General features: G+C 65.9%; 21 protein-coding genes and 1 tRNA gene. 17 read left to right on the top strand and 5 right to left on the bottom strand.

Features of this window, described 5'->3' with window-relative positions; all coding sequences use genetic code 11:
* The first annotated feature begins 3 nt into the window (after positions 1–3).
* Both lspA and F7D09_RS05255 read left to right on the top strand, forming a co-directional pair.
* On the top strand, positions 4–606 hold the full coding sequence (gene lspA, locus F7D09_RS05260) for a signal peptidase II (RefSeq protein ID WP_152234366.1): 603 nt from the start codon (positions 4–6) through the stop codon (positions 604–606).
* Positions 603–1,541: an RluA family pseudouridine synthase gene (locus F7D09_RS05255; RefSeq protein ID WP_152234365.1), complete on the top strand. Its 939-nt coding sequence runs from the start codon at positions 603–605 to the stop codon at positions 1,539–1,541. Before lspA ends, F7D09_RS05255 begins: the two co-directional genes overlap by 4 nt.
* Here F7D09_RS05255 and F7D09_RS05250 read toward each other — a convergent pair.
* Together F7D09_RS05250 and dapD are read right to left on the bottom strand one after the other, a co-directional pair.
* On the bottom strand, positions 1,498–1,908 hold the full coding sequence (locus F7D09_RS05250) for a hypothetical protein (RefSeq protein WP_152234364.1): 411 nt from the start codon (positions 1,906–1,908) through the stop codon (positions 1,498–1,500). The genes F7D09_RS05255 and F7D09_RS05250 overlap by 44 nt on opposite strands.
* Positions 1,909–2,570: 662 nt before the next feature.
* Positions 2,571–3,560, bottom strand: coding sequence for a 2,3,4,5-tetrahydropyridine-2,6-dicarboxylate N-succinyltransferase (gene dapD, locus F7D09_RS05245; protein ID WP_152234363.1), 990 nt, complete (start codon positions 3,558–3,560; stop codon positions 2,571–2,573).
* Positions 3,561–3,789: 229 nt separating this feature from the next.
* Here dapD and F7D09_RS11610 point away from each other — a divergent pair, with 229 nt between their 5' ends.
* The 7 genes from F7D09_RS11610 to F7D09_RS05215 all read left to right on the top strand — a co-directional run bounded on the left by F7D09_RS11610 (position 3,790) and on the right by F7D09_RS05215 (position 10,685).
* On the top strand, positions 3,790–3,921 hold the full coding sequence (locus tag F7D09_RS11610; RefSeq protein WP_264371978.1) for a hypothetical protein: 132 nt from the start codon (positions 3,790–3,792) through the stop codon (positions 3,919–3,921).
* 124 nt (positions 3,922–4,045) lie between these two features.
* The gene (gene prfB, locus F7D09_RS05240; RefSeq protein WP_152234362.1) at positions 4,046–5,173 is read left to right on the top strand and encodes a peptide chain release factor 2; all 1,128 of its coding nucleotides are present in this window, start codon (positions 4,046–4,048) and stop codon (positions 5,171–5,173) included.
* Between the two features lie 191 nt (positions 5,174–5,364).
* Complete coding sequence (gene ftsE, locus F7D09_RS05235; RefSeq protein WP_152234361.1) at positions 5,365–6,690, top strand: cell division ATP-binding protein FtsE; 1,326 nt, start codon at positions 5,365–5,367, stop codon at positions 6,688–6,690.
* A complete protein-coding gene (ftsX, locus tag F7D09_RS05230) occupies positions 6,687–7,610 on the top strand; it encodes a permease-like cell division protein FtsX (protein ID WP_152234360.1) in 924 nt (307 codons plus the stop codon). Before ftsE ends, ftsX begins: the two co-directional genes overlap by 4 nt.
* A gap of 155 nt (positions 7,611–7,765) precedes the next feature.
* Positions 7,766–9,217, top strand: a complete 1,452-nt coding sequence (locus tag F7D09_RS05225) for a CHAP domain-containing protein (protein ID WP_152234359.1) — start codon at positions 7,766–7,768, stop codon at positions 9,215–9,217.
* Between the two features lie 167 nt (positions 9,218–9,384).
* Positions 9,385–9,864 (top strand): SsrA-binding protein SmpB, encoded by a 480-nt coding sequence (gene smpB, locus F7D09_RS05220; protein ID WP_152234358.1) that lies wholly within the window; start codon positions 9,385–9,387, stop codon positions 9,862–9,864.
* 65 nt (positions 9,865–9,929) lie between these two features.
* On the top strand, positions 9,930–10,685 hold the full coding sequence (locus tag F7D09_RS05215) for a pseudouridine synthase (protein ID WP_152234357.1): 756 nt from the start codon (positions 9,930–9,932) through the stop codon (positions 10,683–10,685).
* 3 nt (positions 10,686–10,688) lie between these two features.
* Here the strand turns inward: F7D09_RS05215 and F7D09_RS05210 are convergent.
* Positions 10,689–10,762: transfer RNA gene (locus F7D09_RS05210), tRNA-Val, on the bottom strand.
* A 173-nt stretch (positions 10,763–10,935) separates the two neighbouring features.
* Between F7D09_RS05210 and F7D09_RS05205 the strand changes: the two genes are divergently transcribed.
* From F7D09_RS05205 to F7D09_RS05180, 6 genes are all read left to right on the top strand, one after another.
* Positions 10,936–12,564, top strand: coding sequence for a DivIVA domain-containing protein (locus F7D09_RS05205; RefSeq protein ID WP_152234356.1), 1,629 nt, complete (start codon positions 10,936–10,938; stop codon positions 12,562–12,564).
* An 89-nt stretch (positions 12,565–12,653) separates the two neighbouring features.
* Entirely contained in the window at positions 12,654–13,862 is a 1,209-nt protein-coding gene (gene dxr, locus F7D09_RS05200) for a 1-deoxy-D-xylulose-5-phosphate reductoisomerase (RefSeq protein WP_152234355.1), read from the top strand.
* Complete coding sequence (gene ispG / locus F7D09_RS05195) at positions 13,843–15,075, top strand: flavodoxin-dependent (E)-4-hydroxy-3-methylbut-2-enyl-diphosphate synthase (RefSeq protein WP_152234354.1); 1,233 nt, start codon at positions 13,843–13,845, stop codon at positions 15,073–15,075. The genes dxr and ispG overlap by 20 nt, the downstream gene beginning before the upstream one ends.
* Before the next feature lie 232 nt (positions 15,076–15,307).
* Positions 15,308–16,912: an alpha/beta hydrolase family protein gene (locus F7D09_RS05190; RefSeq protein WP_152234374.1), complete on the top strand. Its 1,605-nt coding sequence runs from the start codon at positions 15,308–15,310 to the stop codon at positions 16,910–16,912.
* On the top strand, positions 16,912–17,682 hold the full coding sequence (gene recO, locus F7D09_RS05185; protein WP_152234353.1) for a DNA repair protein RecO: 771 nt from the start codon (positions 16,912–16,914) through the stop codon (positions 17,680–17,682). The genes F7D09_RS05190 and recO overlap by 1 nt, the downstream gene beginning before the upstream one ends.
* Positions 17,683–17,687: 5 nt before the next feature.
* Entirely contained in the window at positions 17,688–18,479 is a 792-nt protein-coding gene (locus F7D09_RS05180) for an isoprenyl transferase (RefSeq protein WP_152234352.1), read from the top strand.
* Between the two features lie 656 nt (positions 18,480–19,135).
* Here F7D09_RS05180 and F7D09_RS05175 read toward each other — a convergent pair.
* On the bottom strand, positions 19,136–20,110 hold the full coding sequence (locus F7D09_RS05175) for a YwqG family protein (protein WP_152234351.1): 975 nt from the start codon (positions 20,108–20,110) through the stop codon (positions 19,136–19,138).
* Between the two features lie 66 nt (positions 20,111–20,176).
* Entirely contained in the window at positions 20,177–21,346 is a 1,170-nt protein-coding gene (locus tag F7D09_RS05170) for a helix-turn-helix transcriptional regulator (protein ID WP_152234350.1), read from the bottom strand.
* A 327-nt stretch (positions 21,347–21,673) separates the two neighbouring features.
* Here F7D09_RS05170 and F7D09_RS05165 point away from each other — a divergent pair, with 327 nt between their 5' ends.
* Both F7D09_RS05165 and F7D09_RS05160 read left to right on the top strand, forming a co-directional pair.
* A complete protein-coding gene (locus F7D09_RS05165) occupies positions 21,674–24,088 on the top strand; it encodes a CAP domain-containing protein (RefSeq protein ID WP_193312339.1) in 2,415 nt (804 codons plus the stop codon).
* Positions 24,089–24,620: 532 nt separating this feature from the next.
* The gene (locus tag F7D09_RS05160) at positions 24,621–25,529 is read left to right on the top strand and encodes a DnaA/Hda family protein (protein ID WP_193312338.1); all 909 of its coding nucleotides are present in this window, start codon (positions 24,621–24,623) and stop codon (positions 25,527–25,529) included.
* Positions 25,530–25,543: the final 14 nt, after the last annotated feature.

Below are 25,543 nucleotides of genomic sequence, written 5' to 3'. Positions count from 1 at the left end.
TCGATGGCATCGCTTCAAGGACGGCTGCGTACACGCGCGGCCGTCTTTGCATCCATGGCCGTCGTGGCGCTCATCATCGACCAGGGCACGAAATACCTGGCGTTGACGGCGCTTGGCGACGGCCGTACGGTCGAGGTCATTCCCCGACTGCTTTCGCTGACGCTGGTACGTAATCCAGGTGCCTCGCTGGGGTTCGGCTCCGGCAGCACCTGGATGATCACGCTGCTCGCCATCGTGGCATGCATCGTCATGATCGTTCTGGCGGCGCGGACCATCTCCATGCGCTGGACGGCGACGCTCGCGCTGGCCTTTGCCGGTGCGTTCGGCAACCTCATCGATCGCGTCGCCTATGCCGACGGGTTCCTCAACGGCAAGGTCGTGGATTTTCTTGACTACGGGTGGTCCGTCGGCAATGTGGCCGACATCTACCTGGTCGTCGCCGGCGTGGTGTTCGTCGTGCTGATTCTGTGCGGCGTCCCGTTCGGCGAGAAGGACCTGCAGGCGGCTTCTTCCGAGGTCGGAGCGTCGGCTTCGCCCGCGGCTGCAGCCTCGGCTGACGCGCAGGATTCCGACAAGCTTGCTGGCGCGGGGGAGCACGCCAGATGAGTCGTCTTGTTCCCGCCCCGGATGCCCTCATCGGGCTGCGCTTCGACGTCGCGGTCTCCAAGATGCTCGGCATATCGCGCGCCAAGGCGGCCGATCTCATCGAATCCAACCAGGCGAGGGTGCTGGACCGGCCCATCGCCAAGTCGGGCATCCTCATGGCGGGGGAGACCGTCGAATTCGACATGACGGAGGAGCGGGAGGAGCCGGAGCCGATCTGCCACGACATGGCCATCGTGTACGAGGACGATGACGTGGTCGTTGTCGACAAGCCGGTCGGCGTCGCCGCGCACGCGTCCGCAGGATGGACGGGGCCGACGGTGCTCGGCAGCCTGCTCGACCGCGGCGTGCACATCACCTCATACGGCGCCCCCGGACGGCAGGGCATCGTCTCACGGCTCGACGTGGGCACGTCGGGACTCATGCTGGTGTGCAAGTCCGACCTCGCATACCGCGAGATGCGCCGGCAGTTCGCCGAGCATGAGGTGGTCAAGACCTATCACGCCCTCGTGCAAGGCAACCTTAAGGAGGACAAGGCGACCATCGAGGCGCCGATCGGCCGTGCCAAGGTCTCCGACTTCCGGTTCTGCGTCACCCCGTCAGGCAAACCTGCAGTCACGCATTGGGACGTGATGGAGCGGTTCGGCGAGGCGACGCTGGTCTCCGTCAATCTGGAGACCGGTCGCACCCATCAGATCCGCGTGCATTTCTCCTCCATCGGCCATCCGCTGGTCGGCGACCCGATGTACGGCGCCAATCCGGTGACCGCGCAGGAACTGGGTCTGGAGCGGCAGTGGCTGCACGCGATGAAACTCGAATTCAAGCATCCGCGCACGCACGTCTGGACCACGGTCGAATCACAGTATCCCGCGGACCTCGCGCACGCGCTGGAGATCATGCGCGCCCGCCATCCGCAGGCTCTCGCCACGGCTGACTGAACGGCTGCGGCTGGCTGATTGGCGCCGGCTGACTGGTCGGCGGCGGTATGGCCGCCCGTCGTCTTGCCGAAACGGACATGCACAGCGCGGTGACCAGCAGAATCGTCGCAACGAGCAGCAATGCGACGCCGATGGAGCCTAACGCCAGTGCGAGCATGAGCACGAGGGCGTCCTCATACCGGTAGTCGCCGCGTTCCAAGTACAGTATGCAGCCGATGGTCGCGGCCGCCATGGCAAGGCCGAGCGTCAGCAGTATGACGCCCACTGTGCGCAGCGTGCGTGCGCCGCGCGATGGTGCGACGGCATGTGGCTGGACGTTGGGCGGCTGTGGCATGGGCGGCGGCTGGGAATGCTGGGGAATGGTCATGATGCTCCTTCGCGGTGGTCGGCGTCTGTGAAACAGACTTGTGAAACAATGGGCGACCGGGGTGCCGGCCGCACGGTACAGGCCACGCTAGCGGAGGTCGGACGGCGCTGTCCAATCGGATGACGAATGTGGTCGGAGCTTGCCGGTTATCCACATTCCCGGGCGTGTCGCAGTTGTGGATTGTGCTGTTTCGTCCCTCGGCCCCCTCGGTGGAGGGGGCTGTCGCGGCCGCAGGCCGTGACTGGGGGAGCGACAGCGGCATGTAGTGCCGCCAGGAAACAACGTATCGCGCTGCAGCGCGATGCCGTGGTATTGGCGCCTTCGGCAGCATACGCTCCCCCAGTCAGCCTACGGCTGCCAGCGTCCTGCAATTAAGGACTGCCTTCGGCAGACTCAATGCTGGCTCGCTGTCGCTCGCACCTCGCCTACAAACGCCTCTGGCGTTTGCTTGACGGCTCGGCCCTCCACCGAGGGGGCCAAGTTCGGGACAATCACCGAGGGAAGGCGTGCTCAGGCACGTCGACCGAGGAGCAACGCAGAGGACGCTCCGCCGGATGGCGTGATTTTGGGATAATGCGTGCGGTTTCTAGGCGCACCGAGGGAAGGCGTGCTTAAGCACGTCGACTGAGGAGCAACGACGAAAACGCTCCATTATCCCAAAATCAGTTCTTGTGGAGTTTGGCGTTGAGCTCGATCCCGGTCTTCCGGTACCTCGCCTCGATGCGGCCGTTGACCGAGTTGCGGATGAAGAGGATGTTGTCCTTGCCGCTCAGGTCGGCGCCCTTGACCACGTCGAGCGGTTCGCCGGCGGCCACCTTGGCCTTGTCGTAGATGGTGACCTTGGTGCCGGCGGTCACGTAGAGGCCGGCTTCGACGACGCAGTTGTCGCCCAGCGAGATGCCGATGCCGGCGTTGGCGCCGAGCAGCGAGTGCTCGCCGATGGAGTTGCGCAGCTTGCCGCCGCCGGAGAGGGTGCCCATGATGGAGGCGCCGCCGCCGATGTCGGATCCGTTGCCGACTACGACGCCCTGCGAGACGCGGCCTTCGACCATGGATACGCCGAGGGTGCCGGCGTTGAAGTTGACGAAGCCCGCGTGCATGACGGTGGTGCCTTCCGACAGGTAGGCGCCGAGGCGGACGCGGTCGGCGTCGCCGATGCGTACGCCGGTGGGGACCACGTAGTCGACCATGCACGGGAACTTGTCGATGGACAGCACGTTGACGTCGGCGTGCGGCATGCCGGGCGCGGCGTGCCGGGCCGCGGCCATGACGTCGAGGCGGCGCTGGGCGAAGTCCTCGACGGCGAAGGGGCCGTAGTTCGTCCACACGACGTTGTTGAGCTTGGCGAAGATGCCGTCGAGGTTGAGCGTGTTCGGCTTGGCGAGGCGCATGGACAGCAGATGGAGGCGCAGGTAGGCGTCGGCGGCGTCCGTGATGGGTTCGTCGAGGTGGCTGACGGTGAACACGGGCACCCGTCGCACGCCGCGCTCGTCCGGTTCGTTGTAGGCGACGGCGTCGAAGCCGTGCGCCGGGCGGTCGGCTTCGGCGGGCGCCGCGCCGAGTGCGGCCTGCGGATACCATACGTCGAGCGTGGTGCCGGCGGCGTCGATGCTCGCCAGACCCCAGCCCCATGCGATGCGTTCGTTGGTCATGCGATGTGTCTCCTTGCGATGTGGGTTGCGATGTGGATTCGTGGGGATGATGCGGCCGGTCACGGACGGCGTCATCCGTCGATGTCACCCATGGTAGGCGATGCCGTGGGCCGTATCGTGCGCGGCGGTCGGAACGTGGCATGCGTTTGGCCGGCGGTGCGGCCGGGATTTCGCTCTGGACGTATCGCCGCGGCGCCATAAATCGAGCCGGGACGCTACGATTGTGACCATGAGTGACTACAGGGCCGAACGGGAGCAGCGCGAACGCCGCCGCCGCAATATCATGCGTGCGGTGTGCATCGTCATTGCCGCGGCCATGCTCGTGAGCCTGGTCATTCCCGCTGTGTATGCGGGTCTTTGACGACCTTTTTCCCGTTTCCCGCGTCGCGGTCCCATGCGCGAGGACGATTCGTGCATGACGGTCGGCGGTGGTGGCGCCGTGCGGTCGTGAATCTTCATGAAGACAATGAATATGGTGGTAGAACATGGCAGAGTTTGATTACGCGCAGGCGATTTCGGACGCCCGCGCCAAATACGAGTCCATCGCGAAGGCCCTCGATACCGATCGGCTGACGCAGCAGGTCAAGGAGCTTGAGGAGGAGGCCGCCAAGCCTGGCCTGTGGGATGATCCGGAGAACGCGCAGAAGGTGACGAGCCGTCTGTCGGCGGCCCAGTCGCAGCTGAAGCGGCTGAACGGCGCCCAGCGCCGCATCGACGATGTGGAGACGCTCGTCGAGCTTGGCCGTGAGATGGAGGACGCCGATTCGCTCGCCGAGGCGAAGACGGAGGTCGAGTCCATCGCCCAGGAGCTGGATGACATGGAGATCCAGACCCTGCTTGACGGCGAATACGACGAGCGTTCCGCGGTCGTGACGATCCGCTCCGGCGCGGGCGGCGTGGATGCGGCCGACTTCGCGCAGATGCTGTTGCGCATGTACCTGCGCTACTGCGAGCGTGAGGGCTTCAAGGCCAAGGTCATGGACACGTCCTACGCCGAGGAGGCGGGCATCAAGTCCGCCACGTTCCAGGTGGATGCGCCGTACGCATACGGCCGACTGTCCGTCGAGGGCGGCACGCATCGTCTGGTGCGCATCAGCCCGTTCGACAACCAGGGACGCCGTCAGACCAGCTTCGCCGCCGTCGAGGTGGTGCCGCTCGTCGAGGCGACCGATCACATCGACATCCCGGATACGGACATCCGCGTCGACACCTACTGCTCCTCCGGCCCCGGCGGCCAGGGCGTGAACACGACGTATTCCGCCGTGCGCATCACCCACCTTCCCACCGGCATCGTCGTGACCATGCAGGATGAGCGTTCGCAGATCCAGAACCGTGCCGCCGCCATGGCCGTGCTGCAGTCGCGACTGCTGGTGCTGCGCCACGAGGAGGAGGCCAAGAAGAAGAAGGAGCTCGCGGGCGACATCAAGGCCAGCTGGGGCGATCAGATGCGCTCCTATGTGCTGCACCCGTACCAGATGGTCAAGGACCTGCGCACCGGCTACGAGACGAGCCAGACGCAGGCCGTGTTCGACGGCGACATCGACGGCTTCATCGAGGCCGGCATCCGCTGGCGTCACGAGCAGCGTCGTCAGGCCGAGCAGGATCAGGACTAACATCCCGCCGCACTTGGGACGGTTGTTTCCTCGCCCCCTCGGCACAGGGGGCTGTCGGCGAAGCTGACTGGGGGAGCGTCACGCCGGCCGTCTCAGGCGTGCGGAGAGATGCGTCACGTCGGCCGCCCGCCGTCCTGTGAGGGGGCGGCCGACGACCATATATACAGATATCAGGATTGTGGGGGAACATCATGGCGCTCATCACGCTGGACCATGTGAGCAAGGTGTATCCGAAGGGCACGAGGCCGGCTTTGGACGACATCAGCCTGGAGATCAACCGAGGCGATTTCGTCTTTCTTGTGGGGGCGTCGGGTTCCGGCAAGACGACGCTGCTGAGCCTGCTGTTGCGCGAGGAGGAGGCGACCGACGGCGAGATCCGCGTCGCCGGCAACGACCTTCGCCGTCTGACGAACCGTCAGGTGCCCCAGTACCGGCGCACCATTGGCTTCGTGTTCCAGGACTACAAGCTGCTTGCCAACAAGACGGTGTGGCAGAACGTGGCGTTCGCGCTCGAGGTGATCGGCACGCGGCGTTCGGCCATCCGCTCGCTGGTGCCGCAGGTGCTGCAGACCGTCGGCCTGACCGGCAAGGAGAGCAGCTACCCGCATGAGCTGTCCGGCGGCGAGCAGCAGCGCGTGGCCATCGCCCGCGCCTACGTGAACCATCCGCAGATCCTGCTGGCCGACGAGCCGACCGGCAACCTCGATCCGACCACCTCGCTGGGCATCATGGAGGTGCTGGACGCGATCAACCGCACCGGCACCACCATCGTGATGGCCACGCATAACGAGGAGATCGTCAACTCGATGCGCAAACGCGTGGTCGAGCTGCACACCGGCCATATCGTGCGCGACGAGGCCCAGGGGTCGTATGATTCCGCGGAATTCTTCCCCGATAGCGAGGTCGAGTCGAAGGCTCATGAGGCGATCAGCGCCGGCGTGGCCGACGACGCGCGGTTCCGCCCCGACGGCGGCTCGTCCTCGGTGCCGACGATCGAGGCCCGCGGCGAAGAGGGCGCCGTCGAAGGCGTCGAGATCGTGGCGAAGGCGGTGAACGAGCCGATCCGCAACGAGGGCATCGCACGGCTTGCCAGCTCGGTGCACTCCGGCCGCACCGGCCGCTACAGCGAGGCGTTCCAGTCCGTCGAGGACACGCTCACTTGGGGCAAGGGACTGTCACTCGACGAGCTGGCCGCGCAGGAGCGTGCGAACCGCGACCAGAACGCGTCCCAGTCGGCCGAGACGGCTGAGCCGGCACCGTCGAAGCACGACGACACGTCCGCGCAGCGCGACACGACGGCCGGGTCCGATGCCAAGCCGGCCGAGTCCGACGGCGACATCGCGGATACGGCGTCCGCAGCCGACCGTACTGACGCAGAGACGGCGCACGACAACGCACCCGCCGCGCCTCCCCGTCCGCCGCGCCCGCCCAAGTCCGGAGCGCACCGGCACCACCGCGCCCACGGCGAGACGCAGGACAATGAGCACACGAACGACGGCAAGGAGAGCGAACGATGAGAATGCGGTTCATCCTTTCGGAAACCTGGACCAGCCTGAAGCGCAACGTGTCGATGATCATCTCCGTGATGCTCGTCACGTTCATCTCCTTCGTGTTCATCGGCGCGTCCGTGCTGCTGCAGTCGCAGATCACGCGCGCCAAGGGCGACTGGTATGACAAGGTCGAGGTCGTGGTCTGGCTGTGCCCGGACGGCGCCAGTCAGGCGGCCACCTGCGCGACCGGCAAGGCCCCCACCCAGCAGGAGATCGTCGACCTTGAGAACGTCATCAACGACGAGCTGAGCGGCGATGTCTCGAAGATCACGTACGTCAGCCGCGAAAGCTTCTTCAAGAACACGTTCCTCAAGCAGTACCCGAACGGCGTCTACGAGGGCCGCACGCTCACCGCCGCCGACATGCAGGACTCGCTGCGGCTCAAGCTCAAGGACCCGACCAAATACCAGGTCGTCTCCGAAGTGCTCAGCGGCAGGACCGGCGTGGAGGAGGTCGTCGACCAGCGGCAGATCTTCGATCCGGTCTTCGCCGTGCTCAACCGGGCCACGTTGGTCACCGTCGTGCTCGCCGGCGTGATGATCGTCGTCGCCATCATGCTCACCGCCACCACCATCCGCATGAGCGCGGCCTCGAGACGCAACGAGACCGAGATCATGCGACTGGTCGGCGCCTCGAACTGGACCATCCGCCTGCCGTTCATCCTCGAGGGCGTGATCGCCTCGTTCCTCGGCTCCGTGCTCGCGGTCGGCGCGCTGAGCGGCATCGTCAAGGTGTTCGTCACCGACTGGCTCGCCGTGAGCGTCCAGTGGATGCCGTTCATCACGCAGACGACCGTCTGGCTGACCGCACCCGGACTGATCGTCGGCGCCATGCTGCTGTCGGCGGTGGCGTCCGCGGTCTCGCTGCGACGCTACCTCAAGGTGTGACGCGACGGCGGACGGCAAACGTCGTGGAATGTGACGTGCCGAATGTGACGTGCATGACGGTTCCGCTCAGCGCGTATCCGCGGCCGGCGTTTGTTCAGCGTCGTCCGCTACAATGCGACACAAGTATGCTTCTAGGCTAGGGAAGGCTGACAATCATGATGAGGATGGCGAAACGTGCACGCACGTTCACCGCAGTGGCGCTCGCCGTGGCGACCACGTTCGGCTTCGGTGCCATCGCGGCGATAGCACCCGCCGAACGCGCCGAGGCGGTCACCATGTCCGAATACCAGAAAAAGCTGTCAAGCCATCAGAGCCTCAAGGCCCAGTTGGCTGGCGTCGACTCCAAGCTGGCCGACCTGATCATCACGCTCAACGATTTGACCGAAAACCAGATCCCGGCGGCGCAGAAGGCGGTTCAGCAGGCGCAGCAGAAGGCCGAGCAGGCGAAAAGCCTCGCCGAGGCGACCGCCGACCGTCTGCAGGCGGCCAAGGACGACAAGGCCGCGCTCGAGGAGAAGATCAAGCAGACCGGCGAGGACTATGACGACGCCAAGGAGGCGGTCGCCCAGCTGGCGCGCAACAGCTTCCACGGCTCCGACGCCTCGACCGTCATGGACGTGATGACCAACGCCACCACGACCGAGGATTTCGTGAACAAGATGCAGTCCGAGGCGGCCGTCACCCGTAGCGAGGCCAACGCAGCCAACGATGCGGCGACCAAGCTCAACACGTCGATGAACCGGCGTGAACGCCTGAGCGCCATCGAGGACGAGATCACGCAGCTCAAGGCGCAGGCCGACGAGCAGGCCGCCAGCGCACAGCAGGCCGCCGAAGACGCCGCGGCCAAGCAGAGCGAGCTGCAGCAGCTGCGCGAGAAGAGCGACGCCGACAGGGCCTCGCTCGAGGCGCAGAAGAAGAGCCTGACCAGCAAGGCGGCGCAGGAGGCCGCCGATCTGGTCTCGATGAAGGCCGAGATCGACTCGTGGAGCGCGCAGAACAACACCGGTTCCGCCAACGCGAACACCGGCGGCCAGCAGCAGATCGGCGGCGGTTCGACCTCCAAGCCCAGCACGGGCGGCGGCTCCTCGTCGAAGCCCGGCAACGGCTCCGGCTCGGGCAGCGGCTCGGGATCCGGCTCCGGCAGCTCGAGCGGCAGCCAGTCCGGCGGCTCCGGTCAGGCCAACGGCATGAACTACACGGTGCCCGGCAACTGCTATGAAGGCATGGCCTACTGCTACGGCCACCCGACCGGCAACACGGTCGGCGGCTCCGCATACCCGTGGAGCCAGTGCACGTGGTACGCCTACCGTCGTCGCGTGTACTACTACCATCTGCCCACCGGCTCCTACATGGGCAACGGCCAGGATTGGGCGAACTCCGGTCGCCGTCTCGGCTACCTCGTCAACCGCACGCCGCACGTCGGCGCGGCGATGGTGTTCAAGGCCGGCCAGCTCGGCCACAGCCCGATCTACGGTCACGTGGCCGTGGTCGAACGCGTGAACTCCGACGGTTCGGTGTTCATCTCCGAATGCGGTTCCATCTGGCAGGGTGTCGCCCACTGGATGACCGTCTACAATGCAGGCAACTACGAGTACGTACACTACTGAGTCGCGGCGCAGGCTGCATCGTCGTACAACGGCGCGTCACGGGCATGGTCTGCCCGTGGCGCGCCGACGGCGTCTCATGCACGGGTCGACTCGGCATATCATGACAAACAGCATCATGACCACAGCATGACCACTTCATGACATGACCACTTCATGACAAGGACGAAATGGCAAAGGAACAAGGAACCTCGATCATCGCGCAGAACCGCAGGGCGCGACACGACTATCTCATCGAAGACACCTACGAGGCGGGCATCGCATTGACCGGCACCGAGGTCAAATCGCTGCGCGAGGGGCGGGCGTCCCTCGCCGAAGCGTTCGTCTCCATCGACCGCAGGGGCGAGATCTGGCTTGAAGGCGCCAACATCCCCGAATACCTCAACGGCACGTGGAACAACCACGCCCCCAAGCGCAAGCGCAAGCTGCTGCTGCACGCCCAGCAGATCGCCAAGCTTGCGCGGCAGATCGAAGCGAAGGGCTACACGATCGTCCCCCTGAGCCTCTACTTCAAGGATGGCCGGGTGAAGGCCGAGATCGCGCTGGCGCGAGGCAAGCGTGAGTTCGACAAGCGCCAGGCGTTGCGCGAGGAGCAGGACAAGCGTGAGGCGCTGCGCGTCATGCGTTACAGGAACATGCGGTCGCGGTGAGCGTGGACTTGTCGGCGCCATGTGCCGAGCCGGCCGTCCGGCGACCGTTGAAGCGGCATCGTTGGGTGACCGACGAGCCGCGGATTCCCTTCGACTACGAGGTGCTGTATGAGGATGCGGGCATCATCGTCATCGACAAGCCTCATTTCCTCGCCACCACGCCGCGCGGCATGTGGTACCGGCAGACCGCGCTGATCAGGCTGCGCGAGCGGTATGGCGAGCCTGCCATCACCCCCGCGCACCGGCTGGACCGCCTCACCGCCGGCGTCGTCGTGTTCGTGCGCGACCCGGCGCTGCGCGGCGCCTATCAGACGCTCTTCCAGGAGCATCGGGCGACGAAGGTCTACGAATGCCTGGCGCCCAGCCGGCCGATACGACGCCCACGATACGGGACGGTCGAGCGGCTGGAGGCGCCGCGCGTGTTCCCGTTGCGACGCCGTTCGCATATCACCAAGCTGCGCGGCGTGCTCCAGGCGTTCGAGGAGCCGGGCGCGGTCAACGCCGAAACGGTGATCGAGCTGGGCAGGTGGCGCGACGGCGGGGCTGCGGCTTCGGCGGGGAAGCCGGGCGCGCCTGCGGGGGGATTGCGGCCGTACACGCTGCATCCGCGCACCGGCAAGACGCACCAGCTGCGCGTGCACATGAACTCGCTGGGGTTGCCGATCGCCGGAGATGACTTCTATCCGAGCATCGTGGAGCGGCAGTATGATGATTTCTCGCAGCCGCTGGAACTGGTGGCGCGTTCGTTGCGGTTCGTGGATCCGGTCAGCGGCGAGGAACGCCGGTTCGTGTCGCGGGTACCACTGGGTGATGGTGTCTGACGGTGGGCAATGAGGGATTCGAACCCCCGACATCCACCGTGTAAAGGTGGCGCTCTAACCAACTGAGCTAATTGCCCGCATTGACATACTGTAGCGTAAAGCGTGTATCGGCGGCGCCGGCGCGTCGCGCGGGAGCCGACGGCCGTATGCCGCCGCAATCAGGTAGGCGGGGCGTCCGCATGGCGCCCTGAGTCGTTGCGCCCACGTAAAGTGGACGGGAGAAGTTTTACTGTAGGAGGTCGATCAACCGATGGCGCATCATGACGGGACGGAAAAAAGCGCGTCGAGAATCGCGCGAGTGGGGAAGCGCAAATGGGGGTATGACGCCGATCAGGTCGATGCGTTCCTCGACCGTGCGCACGCCCTGTATGAGAGCGAGGACGCTCAGCTCACGCAGCAGGACATCCAGAACGTATCGTTCGACCTGAGCAAGGGCGGCTACGACATCACTCAGGTCGACGCCGCGCTCGCCCGTCTGGAGCAGGCGGTGGTCGACAAGCAGACGACGCGTGAGATCACCGAGCATGGCCGGGTGGCATGGAAGGCGCAGACCGAAGAGCTGTACCGTCAGGTGTGCGAGCATGCCGACCGCGACGCCGGCGAACGGTTCGCGCGAGGCCGCGATCGCAAGCCGTCGTACGACCGCAAGCAGGTCGACCGTCTCATCGACCAGATTGTGGACAAGGCCGCCGTGGGGCTCGGCGCTGACGGCACCGACGACAAGGACGCCCGCAAGCTCGCCGACGTGAACTCCTCGTTCGTGTCCAACATCGTGTTCACCCAGCGCAAGGGCAAGCGCGGCTATGACGAGCGTCAGGTGGACTTCTACCTCAACTCGTGCGTGCAGCTGCTCAGCCGGCTCGAATCGTTCGCGCGCGTCGCCGATTACGTGTCAGGTGTGCATGAGCCGGTGCCGTCGCGTAAGCCCGCCGACGGCGTCACCCCGCTGTTCGGGTCCGACAATGCGTATGCGCCGATGCCCGCGCAGAACGCGCACTCCGATGAGGCGCTGCCGCAGTCGTTCGCGCCGGCCAAGCAGACCGTTGCACAGTCCGGCGAATCGTTCCACGCCCTGCATCAGGCGGAGGAGGCCCTGTTCGCGTCGCCGTCCGCCGCGGGCGCGTCGCTCGCCAACGCGCAGGCCGCCGGGCAGCCGGTGTCGTCGCTCGCCGCACTGGCGCGCAGCACCGGTCAGGCGGAAAGCCAGCCGGCTGATCAGCCGTCAGCCCAGCAGGATGCCCAATCCGGCAAGCAGACGCCTGCCGCAGGTGCATCCGTCCCTGCGGCGGCGCCAGCCATCCCCGCACCTGCGCCGGTCCAGCCGGCAGCGGCGCCGTCCGTTTCCCCGGCGGTGCAAGCGGCTCCCGCAGTGCCGGCGCCCCAGCCGACGCCCACGGCCGGCGCCCCGGTATCCGACCTTCCAGTGGCAGCTCCGGCGCAGACCGCCGCGCCTGCCGTCGAGCCGATGCCGGTCTCGTTCGCGCCCGCGGTCAAGCCGCGTCGCATGCAGCAGGACGAGGTGAAGCCCGGCGAAGCCACCGCCGCATTCGATCCGCTCGCCGCGCTGGCCGAAGAGGAATCCGGCGCCGCGGCGCCCGTCGCCGCGCAACCGGCACAGCCAATCGTCCAGCCTGCCGTTCAGCCTCCGGTCCAGGAGCCGGCGGTCGCGGCCCCCGCACCCGCCGCGACGGAACACTCCAAGTCCGATGTCCCCGGCGACCTGTTCTCCGGCCTGTATTTCAACCCGGAGTCGAAGGCCGACTTCGACATCCCCGACCTGTCGTTCCCCACGCTGAACGTCGGCGAGACGCACGACCTGTTCGCCAACGCGCCTGCCGACAAAACGAAGTCGAACGAAAGCCAGGACGGCGGCCGTTGAGACCCGCACGGCCGTTGGTCGCCGATGGCCGATGACGGTGGCCGCATCCATATCCATTGAGCATCATCAGGGAAGAAGCATCATCACAGATGAGTCATCATAGGAACACGTTGGTCATACTCGGCTCGACCGGTTCGATCGGCACGCAGGCGCTCGACGTCATCGACCGTCACACCGACCGGTTCGTCATCACCGGTCTCGTCGCCGGCGGCGCCCACGTCGACCTGCTCGCACAGCAGGCGGTCCGCTACCATGTTCCGCAGGTCGCGGTCTACGACGAGCAGGCTGTCCCGGCGCTCAAGCAGGCGCTCGAACAGGCTGGAGCGCACTACACGCAGGTGCAGGCCGGAGCGCAGGCGGTCAACGCCATCGCCGGTTCGGGCGCCGACGTGGTGCTCAACGGCATCACCGGCTCGGTCGGCCTCGAACCGTCCATCGCCGCGCTGCAGGCCGGCTCCCAGCTCGCCTTGGCGAACAAGGAGTCCGTGGTCGCCGGCGGCCATCTGCTGTTCCGCGCCCAGGTGCGCGACGACCAGATCAACCCCGTCGACTCCGAGCACTCCGCCATCTGGCAGTCGCTGCGTTCCGGCACGCACGGCGAGGTGAGCCGCCTGGTCATCACCGCGTCGGGCGGTCCGTTCCGCGGCTGGAAGCGCGAGGATATGCGTGACATCACGCCCGAGCAGGCCCTGCACCACCCGACCTGGCATATGGGCCCGGTCGTCACCATCAACTCGTCCACGCTGATGAACAAAGGCCTTGAGGTCATCGAGGCGAGCCGGCTGTTCGACATCGGCCCCGACCGCATCAGCGTGACCGTGCACCCGCAGTCCATCGTGCATTCGATGGTCGAGTTCGTCGACGGCGCGACCATCGGCCAGATGTCGCCGCCCGACATGCGCCTGCCGATCGCGCTCGGCCTGTCCGCTCCCGACCGCATGGATGATGTCGCCGCCGCCTGCGACTGGACGAAGGCCGCGCAGTGGACGTTCGAGCCGCTGGACGACGAGGCGTTCCCCGCCGTCGACCTGGCCCGGCAGTGCCTCGCCGCATCCGAGAAGCATACCGCCGTGCTCAACGCCGCCAACGAGCAGGCCGTGCACGCGTTCCTCGACCATCGCCTGCCGTACCTCGGCATCGTGGACACGGTCAAGGCCGTGATCGACGAGATGGACGCCGAGCTGCGCGGCAACCCGCTGTTCGCATCTGTGGAGGAAATGGGGCAGATCGAGCATGAAGCCCGTCGGCGTGCCGACGATCTGATAAACAGGCAGGAGCATGAACTCGTTGAACACTGAACCACAGTCGCTGAACACCGCTGAAAAGCCGTTCCGCAAGACCGGCGTCGCCGATATCAGCGAAAGCCCGTTGCATCCTCGCCGCAAATCCCGCCGCATCATGGTCGGCCCGGTGCCGGTCGGCGGGGGAGCGCCCATCAGCGTGCAGTCGATGACCAACACGCTCACCGCCGACGTCCCCGCCACGCTCCAGCAGATCGCCGAGCTGACCGCCGCCGGTTGCGACATCGTGCGCGTGGCCGTCCCCAGCCAGGACGATGCCGACGCGCTGCCCGAAATCGTACGCAAGTCGCCGATCCCGGTCATCGCCGACATCCACTTCCAGTCGAAGTACGTGTTCCAGGCCATCGACGCCGGCTGCGCGGCAGTGCGCGTGAACCCCGGCAACATCCGCAAGTTCGACCAGGTCGGCCCCGACATCTGCAAGGCCGCCACCGACGCGGGCATCAGCCTGCGCATCGGCGTCAACGCCGGCTCGCTCGACAAGGAGCTGTACGCGAAATACGGCGGCCCCACGCCTGAAGCCTTGGTCGCCAGCGCGTTGAAGGAAGCCCACATGTTCGAGGACGTCGGCTTCCACGACTTCAAGATCTCCGTCAAGCACCATGACGTGATCACCATGGTGCAGACCTACCGTCTGCTCGCCTCCAAAGGCGACTGGCCGTTGCATTTGGGCGTCACCGAAGCCGGCCCCGCCTGGCAAGGCACCATCAAGTCGTGCCTCGCGTTCGGCGCGCTGCTCGCCGAAGGCATCGGCGACACGATCCGCGTGTCGCTGTCGGCGCCGCCCGTCGAAGAGGTGAAGGTCGGCTGCAAGCTGCTCGAATACATGGGCCTGCGCAAACGCAAGTTCGACATCATCTCCTGCCCGAGCTGCGGGCGCGCGCAGGTGGACGTCATCCAGCTCGCCAACGCCGTGACCGACGGGCTCAAGTCCATCACCGCGCCCATCCGCGTCGCCGTCATGGGCTGCATCGTCAACGGCCCCGGCGAGGCGCGCGAAGCCGACCTCGGCGTCGCCTCCGGCAATGGCAAAGGCCAGATCTTCATCAAAGGCAAGGTCGTCGAGACCGTGCCCGAGGACCGGATCGTCGAAACGCTGCTCACCAAGGCCAACGAGATCGCCGAACAGATGGAGGCGGACGGCCAGGTGCCGGTGAACGCCACCGGACCGGTCGTCATCCCCATCCAGCATCCCAACAAAGCCGCCTGAACGGCCGGGCAGGCGCCGCCGCTCGCCCATCCGATACGCCGAGAGCGTGACCGCACCCGGCGAAGACCGACCGTCCGGTTAGGATGGTGGCGTGTCGAATCGGGAACGTAGCGAACAACAGCGCAACGGTTCCGGCAGGTCAGCGGACGTGCCGGAACCCGTCGACCATGCCGCCGCACCGGCCGCATGGTCGCGCTGGCATCGGCTGCGGCTCAACATCCCCATCTTCATCATGATGCTCGGCGTCCTCGTGTTCGTCTCGAACGCCACCGCGGTGCCGTGGAACAACGAGCCGACCGGGCAGACCATCAGCACGCTGACCGCGGACACGTCCGTCACCTTCGCCAATCCGGACCATGTCAGCCTGCCGGAAAACGGCACCTATCAGGTCAAGGAGACCTCCACTTGGTTCAACGCGAAACGGCCGTCCACCGGTGAGGTGCAACGCACCAACATGATCGTGCGCGAGCCGATCGGCGCAGGCAAGGGACTGCCGGCGGTCGTGTTCATGCACGGCGCCGGCTACGGGACCGCCAAGAACTCGTTCGGCGACGTGGCCGAAGCCATGGCGTCCGCCGGCTTCGTGACCGCCGTCATCGACAAGCCGGCATGGAGCACCAACGACGTGACACGCGACTATCCCGGCTCGGCGGCCGTCTACGACCAGGTGATCGACATGCTGCGCGGCCGCAACGACGTCGACGCCGGCAAGGTCGGCATCTACGCAACCTCCGAATCGACCTGGGTGTCCGCGTACCTGCTTCGCATGGACCGCAAGGTCGCATTCCAGATCCTGCTCAGCCCCATGGTGTTCTCGCCGCGCGAAGCCGTCGGATTCCTCGCAGCGCAGGACTTCGCGCTCGCCGGCGCGCACGAGGGATACCAGTCGATCGTGCGCCGCGCATTCAACGCTGACTCGGCCATGTTCGGCGTAACCAATCCCGACATCCGCACGCTCGAGCCGCAGACCTACTCCATCCCCACGCTGGTCGCCTACGGGTCGAAGGACGTGATGACCGCGCAGGTCGAAGGCACCGAGGCCATGCTCGCCATGGCCCACCGTGCCGGCAACTGGGACATGACCATCCGCAGCTATCCGGTCGCCAACCACGTGCTGCGGCTCGGCGACGAGTCCACCGCCGGCACCGGGTTCGCCGACCGGTACGTCAGCGACGTCATTGACTGGGCGGTCGGGCAGACGCGCGGCCTGAAACAGACCAGCGAACGGGTCGCAGGCATAAGGCTCTATCAGTCGATTACCGTGCCGAAGGACCTGCACGCGAACCGGGGGCTCACCGTGTACGGCGTGCTCGTGCACGTGTTCATGCTCGTCATGCTGCTGCTCGCGCTCATCGTGGCGCTCGTGGCGTTCGCCTTGCGCATCCATGCGGCCGTGCGACGGCGCAAGGGGCCGCTGCTCGGCTTCTCGCACGGGTTCGGCAATCAGCTGCTGACCCTGACCATCACCACCATGGCGACGCTCGCCCTGTTCGCCGCAGGGCTCGGCCAGGTGGTCATGGCCGTTGTGAAGATCGCGTGGGGCGGTGCGCCCGACGACGAGCCGGGGCTCATGGTATGGAGCTGGCCGGTCATCCAGGTGGTGTGCACGCTGGTCGTCTGGGCGTGGTCGCGCGTGGTCGCCCGACTGATCGAAGTGGCGATGAACCGCGGCGTGCTGCAGTTCCCGCCCAGGCGTGGCTCGATCAGGGCCGTGGTGAGCGGACGGGAGCCGGTGCTCGCATCCACCAGGCTCGGCCGCGTGCTGTTCTGGGTGACGTCGATTGCGATGTTCAGCGTGCTGCTCGTGTTCGCGTTCTGGGGGTTGTTCATCTACTGATGCCGCTGTTCCATGACGAAGGGGTGGTGCTGCGCACCGCCAAGCTCGGCGAGGCTGACCGGATCATCACGATGCTGACTCGCGACCATGGCAAGATCCGTGCCGTGGCCAAAGGCGTGCGCCGCGTGAAATCACGGTTCGGCGGCCGTCTCGAGCCGTTCATGCGCGTCGACGTGCTCGTCGCCACCGGCCATTCGCTCGACGTGATCTCGCAGGCCGAGTCGATCACCGCCTATGCGGCCGCGATCTGCGCAGACTATGAGGCGTACGGCGTCGCCAACGTCATCGTGGAGACCGCCGACAAGATCGTCACCGCCGAGGGCGAGCGCGCGGCAGCCCAGTACACGCTGCTGCGCGGCGCGCTCAACGCGTTGGCGAAACGGATGCACCCGGCGAAGGCCATCGGCCAGTCCTACGTGATGCGCGCACTGATGGCGGCCGGCTGGGCGCCGCGGCTGGAGTCGTGCGTGGTGTGCGGCCGGCGGCTGGCTGGTGGCGCGGACGGTGCGGACGGTGCCGGCGGTTTGGGTTGCGCCGGCGGCGCGATGTATCTTTCGGTGGCCGGCGGCGGTGTCATGTGCGCTGCGGACCGTACGCCCGACGCCAAACGGGTCGACGCCGGTCAGGTGGGCCGGCTTGCCGCCGCCCTGCACGGCGACTGGAGCGTGCTCGACCATGCGCCCGACGACCCGCAGGTGACGCGAATCGTCGAGGAATGGGGAGAATACTATCTCGAGCGGCCCATTCGTTCACTGCGCTTGCTAGATTAGCGGGTATGGCTTTTGAGAACGTCGACTACACGTCGCTGAACATTCCCGCGGCGCCGTTCAGCAATCCCGATATCATCCCGGACTTTCCGAAGAACAAGGTGCCGCGTCACGTCGGCGTCATCATGGACGGCAACGGCCGGTGGGCCAAGCAGCGCGGCATGATCCGCACGAACGGCCATCAGGCCGCCGAGCCGGTCGTCTTCGACACGATCGCCGGTGCCATCGAGGCCGGCGTACGGTACCTGAGCCTGTACACGTTCTCGACGGAGAACTGGAAGCGCAGCCCGCAGGAGGTGCGCTTCCTCATGGGCTTCTCGCGTGAGATCATCCACCGGCGTGTGGCGCAGATGGACGAGTGGGGCGTGCGCGTGCGCTGGTCGGGACGGCGGCCCAAGCTGTGGAAGTCGGTCATCGACGAGCTTGAGGTGGCGCAGGAGCGCACCAAGAACAACAAGGTCATCGACGTGGTGTTCTGCATCAACTACGGCGGGCGTGCCGAGATCGCGGACGCCTGCGCCGCCATCGCCCGCGAGGTGCGTGACGGGAGGATTTCGGGCGACCGTGTCACCGAGAAGATGATCGCCGACCACCTGTACCTGCCCGACGTGCCCGACTGCGACCTGGTGATCCGCACGTCCGGCGAACAGCGCACGTCGAACTTCCTGCCATGGCAGGCCGCCTACGCGGAGCTGGATTTCGTACCCGAACTGTTCCCCGACTGCGGCCGCGAAGTCCTGTGGCGCTCCATCGACCACTACATCCACAGGGATCGTAGGTTTGGGGGCGTGACCAAGTAAAAGGAAGCCCAGTGGGCTTCCGACTTGGTCACGCCGGACTGGCGGCAGCCAGTCCGGTAATATTGAGCCTGCCGCAGGCAGTCCTTGATTGCAGGACGTGACGCGATAAGCGGACAGCCCTTCGCAACGCCGAACTCCCGGTTTTCTCCCATTCCGTGGTCTCGATATGGGAGGAATCCGGGAGTCTGATCTGGTAACTCCTGCTTTTCTCCCATTTTGTGGTCTCGAAATGGGAGAAATTCGGGAGTCACCGGAGCGTCACCCGCTGTTTGCATCCAGCCCGCTGCTTGGCCCCCTCGGTGGAGGGGGCTGTCGCGGCCTTTGGCCGTGACTGGGGGAGCGTCACCCCGCTATCCGTATCATCCCCCAACAAACCGTACTCGTACGGTCCGTCTCGAGTACGGTTCGTCAATAAACAATCAACGAACCGTACTCGTACCACCCGCTTCCAGTACGTTCCGTCGAAAAACACAACCGACCGTACTCGAACAATGCGCTACGAGTACGGTCGGTCATATCGATCGCCCCCGCTGGCGGGATGCCGGCACGAACGCGGGGCGCCAGTGGGGGCATCCCGCCCCTCGCCCCCGCTGGCGGGGGCTGTCAGCGGAGCTGACTGGGGGTGGTCTCACATCCCACCCCGTCTAAACTGAAACTCAGTAGCAGTCCCACGTGTACAGGGTCTGAGAGAAGTCCAGCCGTTCCAGATCGCCCGGCGCTATGAAGAAGTTCGCTACACCCGAATCGCCGAATATCACATCCCCGATCGAGTCGACCTGCAGCAGCAGCACGCTCGCCTTCGCCCACATCGGGTCGCGCGTGTCATGCGGGTCGCTTTGCGTGAACAGCGGATAGCCGCCCATCTGATGTCCGCCGGACTCCAACAGCGAGTCGAGCGCGTCGCGGATCTCCGCCTCATGGTCGCGGAAGAACCCGCGGTCGTATTCGTTCATCGTGCCGATGCACCGCTGCAGCCGGTCCTCGAACCGGTAATCCGACGGCGTGATCGTCTGCTTGCCAAGTTGCGCGGTGAGCTTGAGCTCCGTGTCCGGTCCCTCGAAGGGCAGCGTCGTGTCGTCATGCCACGCCGGCCGTACCACGCGCCCCGGATGCAACGCCGTGACCGGCACCTGCGGGATGTAGCGCACCCGCCATGACCGCTGGGATTGCGGATGGTCGTAGTCCGCGCCGTAGAGCGTGTCTTCGCCGTCGATGAAGAACTGGAGCAGGCCGTTCGCGGGGAATCCGGCGAGATGCGGCATCTGGCTGAAGTTGATCTGCGCGAGCAGATACAGCTGGTCGCCGGTGTCGAGGTTGCGCGGCGGCCGCATGCCTTCGGGCACGTAGAACGCGCCGCCGAGCTTGCTGTCGGTCGGCGTGGTGGGCTCGTCGGTGGCGGTGAGCCGCAGCACGGGCATTTCGGTGGAGTAGCGCAACAGTTGGGCGAGTTTTTCGGCCACGTAGTCGGTGAGCTTGGGGATGTGCGCGGTGTCTTCGTAGGCGGCGTTGCGCTGGAGCCGTCCGGTCACGCCCAGCTGGTCGATGGGATTGCGCGGCCCTTCCTCCGCCACTTTTCTTACGACCTCCTCGGAAGGGGTGTCACGGCCGAACAGTTTATCCAGCAGTCCCATGAGATTCTCCGTTGTTGTCAGATCATCGCTTCGTTTGTAACAGTAGCAGCATGAACCGCGTTTCGATTACGCGATTGGTGAAGGGTTGGTGCCGTGTTGCGCGGCGTCGGGCGGTGTGACGGCGTGCGCGGCGCCGTATGTTTCGACCAGCCGCCGTCCGTTGTCCCTCAGCCGGTCGCGCAGCGACTGCGGCTCGAGTATCTCGATGCTGCCGGAGTCCGAATACTGCAACGCCCACCACAGGACGGACGTTTCGTTTGCCGTGACCTTCACCTCGTATTGCCGGTCGCCGGTCTCGGTCACGTCGGCCTCGTCGAACCAGTCGTAGATCGGCTCCAGCGGCCCGTTCAGCCGCATGCGGATCGGCACCGCCGGGCCGCTCATCGGGTAGGGCCGCTCGTTCATGTGCCGCGTCACGTCGAACGGGGTGCCGGGATGGTCGCTGAAGCTGTCGAGCGGCCGGGAGAGCGTATGGTCGGCCTCATTCATGGCAAGGTCGCGGAACCGTTCCACGTGAAGGTACGACAGACGGTCGTACTGTCGCATGTGGCAGATCAGATAGTATTTGTCGTTCTTGTACATGAGGTGGTAGGGGTCCGCCTCATACCGGCGTATGGTGCCGTCGCGGTTGCGACGCGGCACGAGGTTGCCGTCGACATCGTACGTGCAGTAGTGGAAGGTGATGGAACGTTCGTGGTCGATGGCGTCGTTGAGCAGTTCGATGTTGCTGAGGAACTCCGTATTGTAGTTCCGTGGCGTGTCGAGCTGCTGCAGGCCGCGCAGCTGGCCGGAGCGGCCGGCGAACGAGTAGATGGTGGCGATGAGGTCGCGCAGGTATTCGCCGTCCGAGCGCGAGATGAGCGCGCCGTCGCTGAGCAGCCGCATCTGCGCGGTGTCGAGGATCGGCTCGATGTACCAGCCGACGCTGGGGTCGGCGCTTTCGGCGTGCTCGATGTCCTTGCGTTCCAGTCGGCCCACGTTGCGGCCGAACGGTTTGAGCTGCTGCAGGGTCTTCAGGTGCGTGCGCACGGTCTTCACGCTGATGCCGAGCCGTTCGCTGATCTGCGCGGCGGTGAGCCCGTGTTCGCGATCGGTGTGCGCGTTGAGCATTTCCAGCAGTTCGACGATGATCTGCGCGGTGGATGGGGTGGCTGAGGGGACGACTGGCGTGGGGGTGGCTGTTGCGCTAACTGCGGCATCGTCGTTGCCATGTGATGTCTGATGCTGCCTTGCCATGTTCCCTCCTTGATGCCGTCATTGTGTCGCCGGTGTTCCTCGCCGTTCGTGTACCAGCGATTATAGGGGGATGCCTTGCGATATGAGCTGTGATGCTCGCTGGGCGTGCCGTCGTTCGCCCCCGCTGGCGGGAGCTGGCCGGCGCAAGCCGGACTGAGGGTGGTTCCCGCATCGTGAAACAATGTCCATCGGGGGGGGGTATCCGTTGAAGATGCAGCTGTTGCATTGCTGTTTCATGTGATGAGGTTCCAACGGAGAGATTAGGGAGCTGTTATGGTACAGGGACGTCATATCAAGTCGCAGCCTGTGGGGAATTCCGAAAAGATCATGAGGACGGGATTGGTGGGCACGATGGCCGCGGCCACGTTGCTGTCGCCGCTCTCCGCCATGGCTGCCGAGACGCCGAGCCTTCAGGATGCCGATGCGGCGCAGGATCCGGCCGGCAACGTCAACGAATCGTCGTACACGGACATCGAGAAGGTGGCCGGCGTCCCGCAGGCGCAGAAGGCCGTTGACGAGGCCGCCGAGAGGGTCTCCGACGCGAAGACGAAGCTGGACGAGGCGAAGCAGGAGGCCGCGAAGACCGCTAAGGCGAAGTCGGACGCGCAGGCCGCATACGACACCGCCGTCAAAGACCAGAAGACGGCCGAAGCCACGGTGGCGAAGGCGCAGGCGAACGTCGGCGCGGCGGAGAAGACGCTGGACGCGGCGCGTGAGGCGTACGATCACGCCAACGACCCGCAGGTGCGCGCGGCCGCCGAGAAGAAGGTCGCGGACGCGAAGACCCAGCTCGCCAAGGCCGAAGCCGCGTTGAAGACGGCGCAGGACAATCTGACGGCCGCAAAGCAGACCGTGGCCGACGCGAAGGCCGCCGTGACGGCCAAGCAGAAGGCCGAACAGGACGCGAAGAACGCGGTCGACGCGGCGCAGAAGAAGCTGGACGACCTGTCGAAGGACGGCGGCGGCCTGACCGAACTGCAGGAGGCGGTCGACAAGGCCCAGTCGGAGCGTGACAAGGCCGCCAAGACGCTGGACGAGGCCAAGACGGCGGAGACGGCGGCGGCGAACGCGACGGCGGCGGCGAAGACGCAGGCCGACAACGCCAAGCAGGCGGCTGACAGTGCGAAGGCCGCGGCTGACGCGGCGGCGAAGGACGCGGCCGCGAAGAAGGCGGCGGCTGATTCCGCGCAGGCGAACATCGCGAAGGGCTCCTTGGGCTTCTTCGAGTCTCGTGGCAGCACGCAGGCGGTGAAGGTGCTCACGGACGCGTCGACCACGAAGTACCTGTCGAGCATCAAGCTGGGTGTGGCTGGGGATGCGACGAGCTTGGACAACATGAAGGCGGCGTTGGCGTTCATCCGCGAGTGCAACCGTCTTCGTGCCGGCGAGGGGCTGGCCCCGTTGACGGTGAACGACGCGATGATGGCGATGGCGCAGGCCGACGTGGACTGGTCCGACGACAATGGTTCTCACGCCAACCAGTTCCATGTGGGGGAGAACCTCGCATGGGGCTATGAAGACCCGTTTGACGGCTGGTACACGGTCGAGAAGGAGAACTACGACGCACTGAAGGCCGGCAAACCGTGCCCGCACTTGATCAGCGGCTCCTGCCAGACCGGTCATTATGAGAATGTCGTGAACAAGAACTACAAGGCCACCGGTTTCGCCATTTCCAACAACGGCGCTATCGGAGTGATTACTCATGGTCAGGTGTTCAACTTCGATTCCGGTGAGTCTGTTGACTCGTACGAGGCCGCGTTCGGCACCTACTACAACTCGCTGAAGAACGCCGCCAGCATCTACCAGACCGCCCAGCAGGAGGCCGACCAGAAGGCGGCCGAAGCCCAGCAGGCGCAGGCCGCATACAACACGGCCGTCGCCGCCTACAATGATGCGAACGCCAAGGCCGCTCAGGCCACCACCGCGCGTGAGAACGCGGAACAGCAGCTCACCGTCGCCGACGCGAAGCTGACGGCCGCGAAGAAAGCCTATGAGGATGCGGTCGCGGCGAACAAGGACAAGGCGCACGCGATCGAGCAGGCGCAGAAGCAGCTTGACGAGGCGAAGGCCGCGTATGCAGACGCCCAGCAGGCCGTCAAGGACGCCCAGAACACGCTCAAGCAGGCTCAGGCGAAGCAGGTCGCCGCCGAACAGCAGGTCGCCGCCGCTCGGAAGCCCGTGGACGAAGCCAAGACCACGCTCGACGCCGCACAGAAGGCGTTGGACGCGCTCGACCCCGAAGCCGCCGCCCAGACGGTCAAGGACGCGGAAACCCAGTTGGCCGCCGCCCAGCAGGCGCTCGACGAAGCCAACGCGAAGCTCACCGCCGCCCAGCAGACCGCCACGGACGCGAAGACCACGCTCGACACGGCCACCAAGACGGACGCCGATGCCGCGACAGTGTTGAAGGCCGCGCAATCCGGCTATCAGCAGGCGCTGGCCGCGAAGACGAAGGCGGACAAGCAGCTGGCGAAGGCCAAGGCGTACGCCGCCGCCCTTGAGGAGGCACGTCGTCCCGGCAGCAAGCCGAAGCCGGGCGTGCAGGGATCCGAGGCAAACAAGCCGAGTGCACAGCGTAAGCCGAGTGCACAGCGCAAGTCGACCTCACTGGCCGCCACCGGAGCCGAGGATGCGGCACCGCTGAGCGTCATGGCAGTCATGGCAATCGCCGGAGCAGGATGCGTCATGACGCACCGGCGCTACGCCAAGCACGCCAACGGCTGGTCCGAATCCAAGCGCTGACGGCTTCCTAGAAGTCCGGCCTTCCATTGTCGCTCACTCTGGGGGCACTATACCGGGCGAGCACCTCCAAGTAAGGTGGCGTCCGCTCCCGCTGGCGGGAGCTGGCCGGCGCAAGCCGGACTGAGGGTGGGCACCCGCTTTCGGTTGTTGACCACCCCCAGTCAGCCTCACCGACAGCCCCGCCGGCGGGGGCGATAGTTATGCTCCCGTTGGCGTAGCCCGTCAGCCACGCTGACTGTGCCCTCGGCCCCTTCGGTTCAGATCGCTGTCAGTCATGACTGGCTGTCCCGCCCCTCGGCCCCCTCGGTGGAGGGGGCTGTCAGCCGTAGGCTGACTGGGGGAGCGTCACCCGCCACGATCAATTGACGCCTGGGCTGCGACACGCCGTGCCCGAACAAAACCGGTAGATATCTACCGGTTTTTTCATACGCCCTGACACTGGTGATACAGGCGGCGGCATCGGGTCGCTGCAACGACATCGGAGGGCGCTATGACTGGTGGAAGAACCGTACCGGGCGGGGACTCATGGAGCTTGGACGAATGGAAGGCGGCATACTCGCGGTTCCTTGACGGCTCGCGAAGGGACGCCGTGGACGACGGAAACAGGGGATACGCTGCCGCTGAAACGTCGGGACCTGCCGGAGCCAGCGGCATCAGCGAAACCGGATCTGCTGCACGCGGCGAGGCATGTACGCCGGCAGCCGGTTCCAAAGCGGCTTGCGCGGGGCTTGATTCGACGATGACATTCGACACGTTCGTGCCGTGCACCGCCAACCGGTTCGCGCGGACCGCGGCCCTGGCGCTTGCGGAGGGGCCGTGCGGGATGTTCAGTCCGCTGTGCGTCTATGGGTCATCGGGTCTTGGCAAGACGCATCTGCTGCAGGCGGCGGGCAACCAGATGCTCTCCCGCAATCCGGATACCCGCGTGCGATACGTCACCGGGCGCAGGCTCGCCGCCGAAGTCGCGGACCGTGGCGAAACCGCGGCGCTCCAGCAGTACGATAGCTGCGACCTGCTGCTCGTCGACGGCTTGCAGGACATGTGCGGCCATGAGGAGGCGCAGCATATGCTGATGGGCCTGATGTGTTCAAGCCCGGTCATCATCTCGTCCGACACCATGCCGGGGCGTCTGACCGGTCTTGACCCGCGGCTCCGCTCGCGACTCGACGCAGGCCTGACCGTCGTCGTGGGGATGCCCGACTACGGCTCCCGTCTGGCGATTGCGCGGATGATGGCGCACAACGCCGGGTACCGGCTGACGGACGACGTGCTCGACGTCATCGCCCGCCACTGCCATCGCAGCGTGCGCGAGATGAAGACCGGGCTCGCCTGCATCATCGAATACGCCAGGATCAACGGCGGGACGATCGACGAACGGGCCGCCGAATCATTCATGACGCAACCGCGCTTCGCCATGATGCAGATGGGAGGAGCCGCATGACACCGCGCAATCGG

It is taken from the genome of Bifidobacterium leontopitheci (genome assembly GCF_009193355.1).
GTDB lineage: Bacteria > Actinomycetota > Actinomycetes > Actinomycetales > Bifidobacteriaceae > Bifidobacterium > Bifidobacterium leontopitheci.
This window is presented reverse-complemented; position numbering and strand designations above follow the sequence as displayed.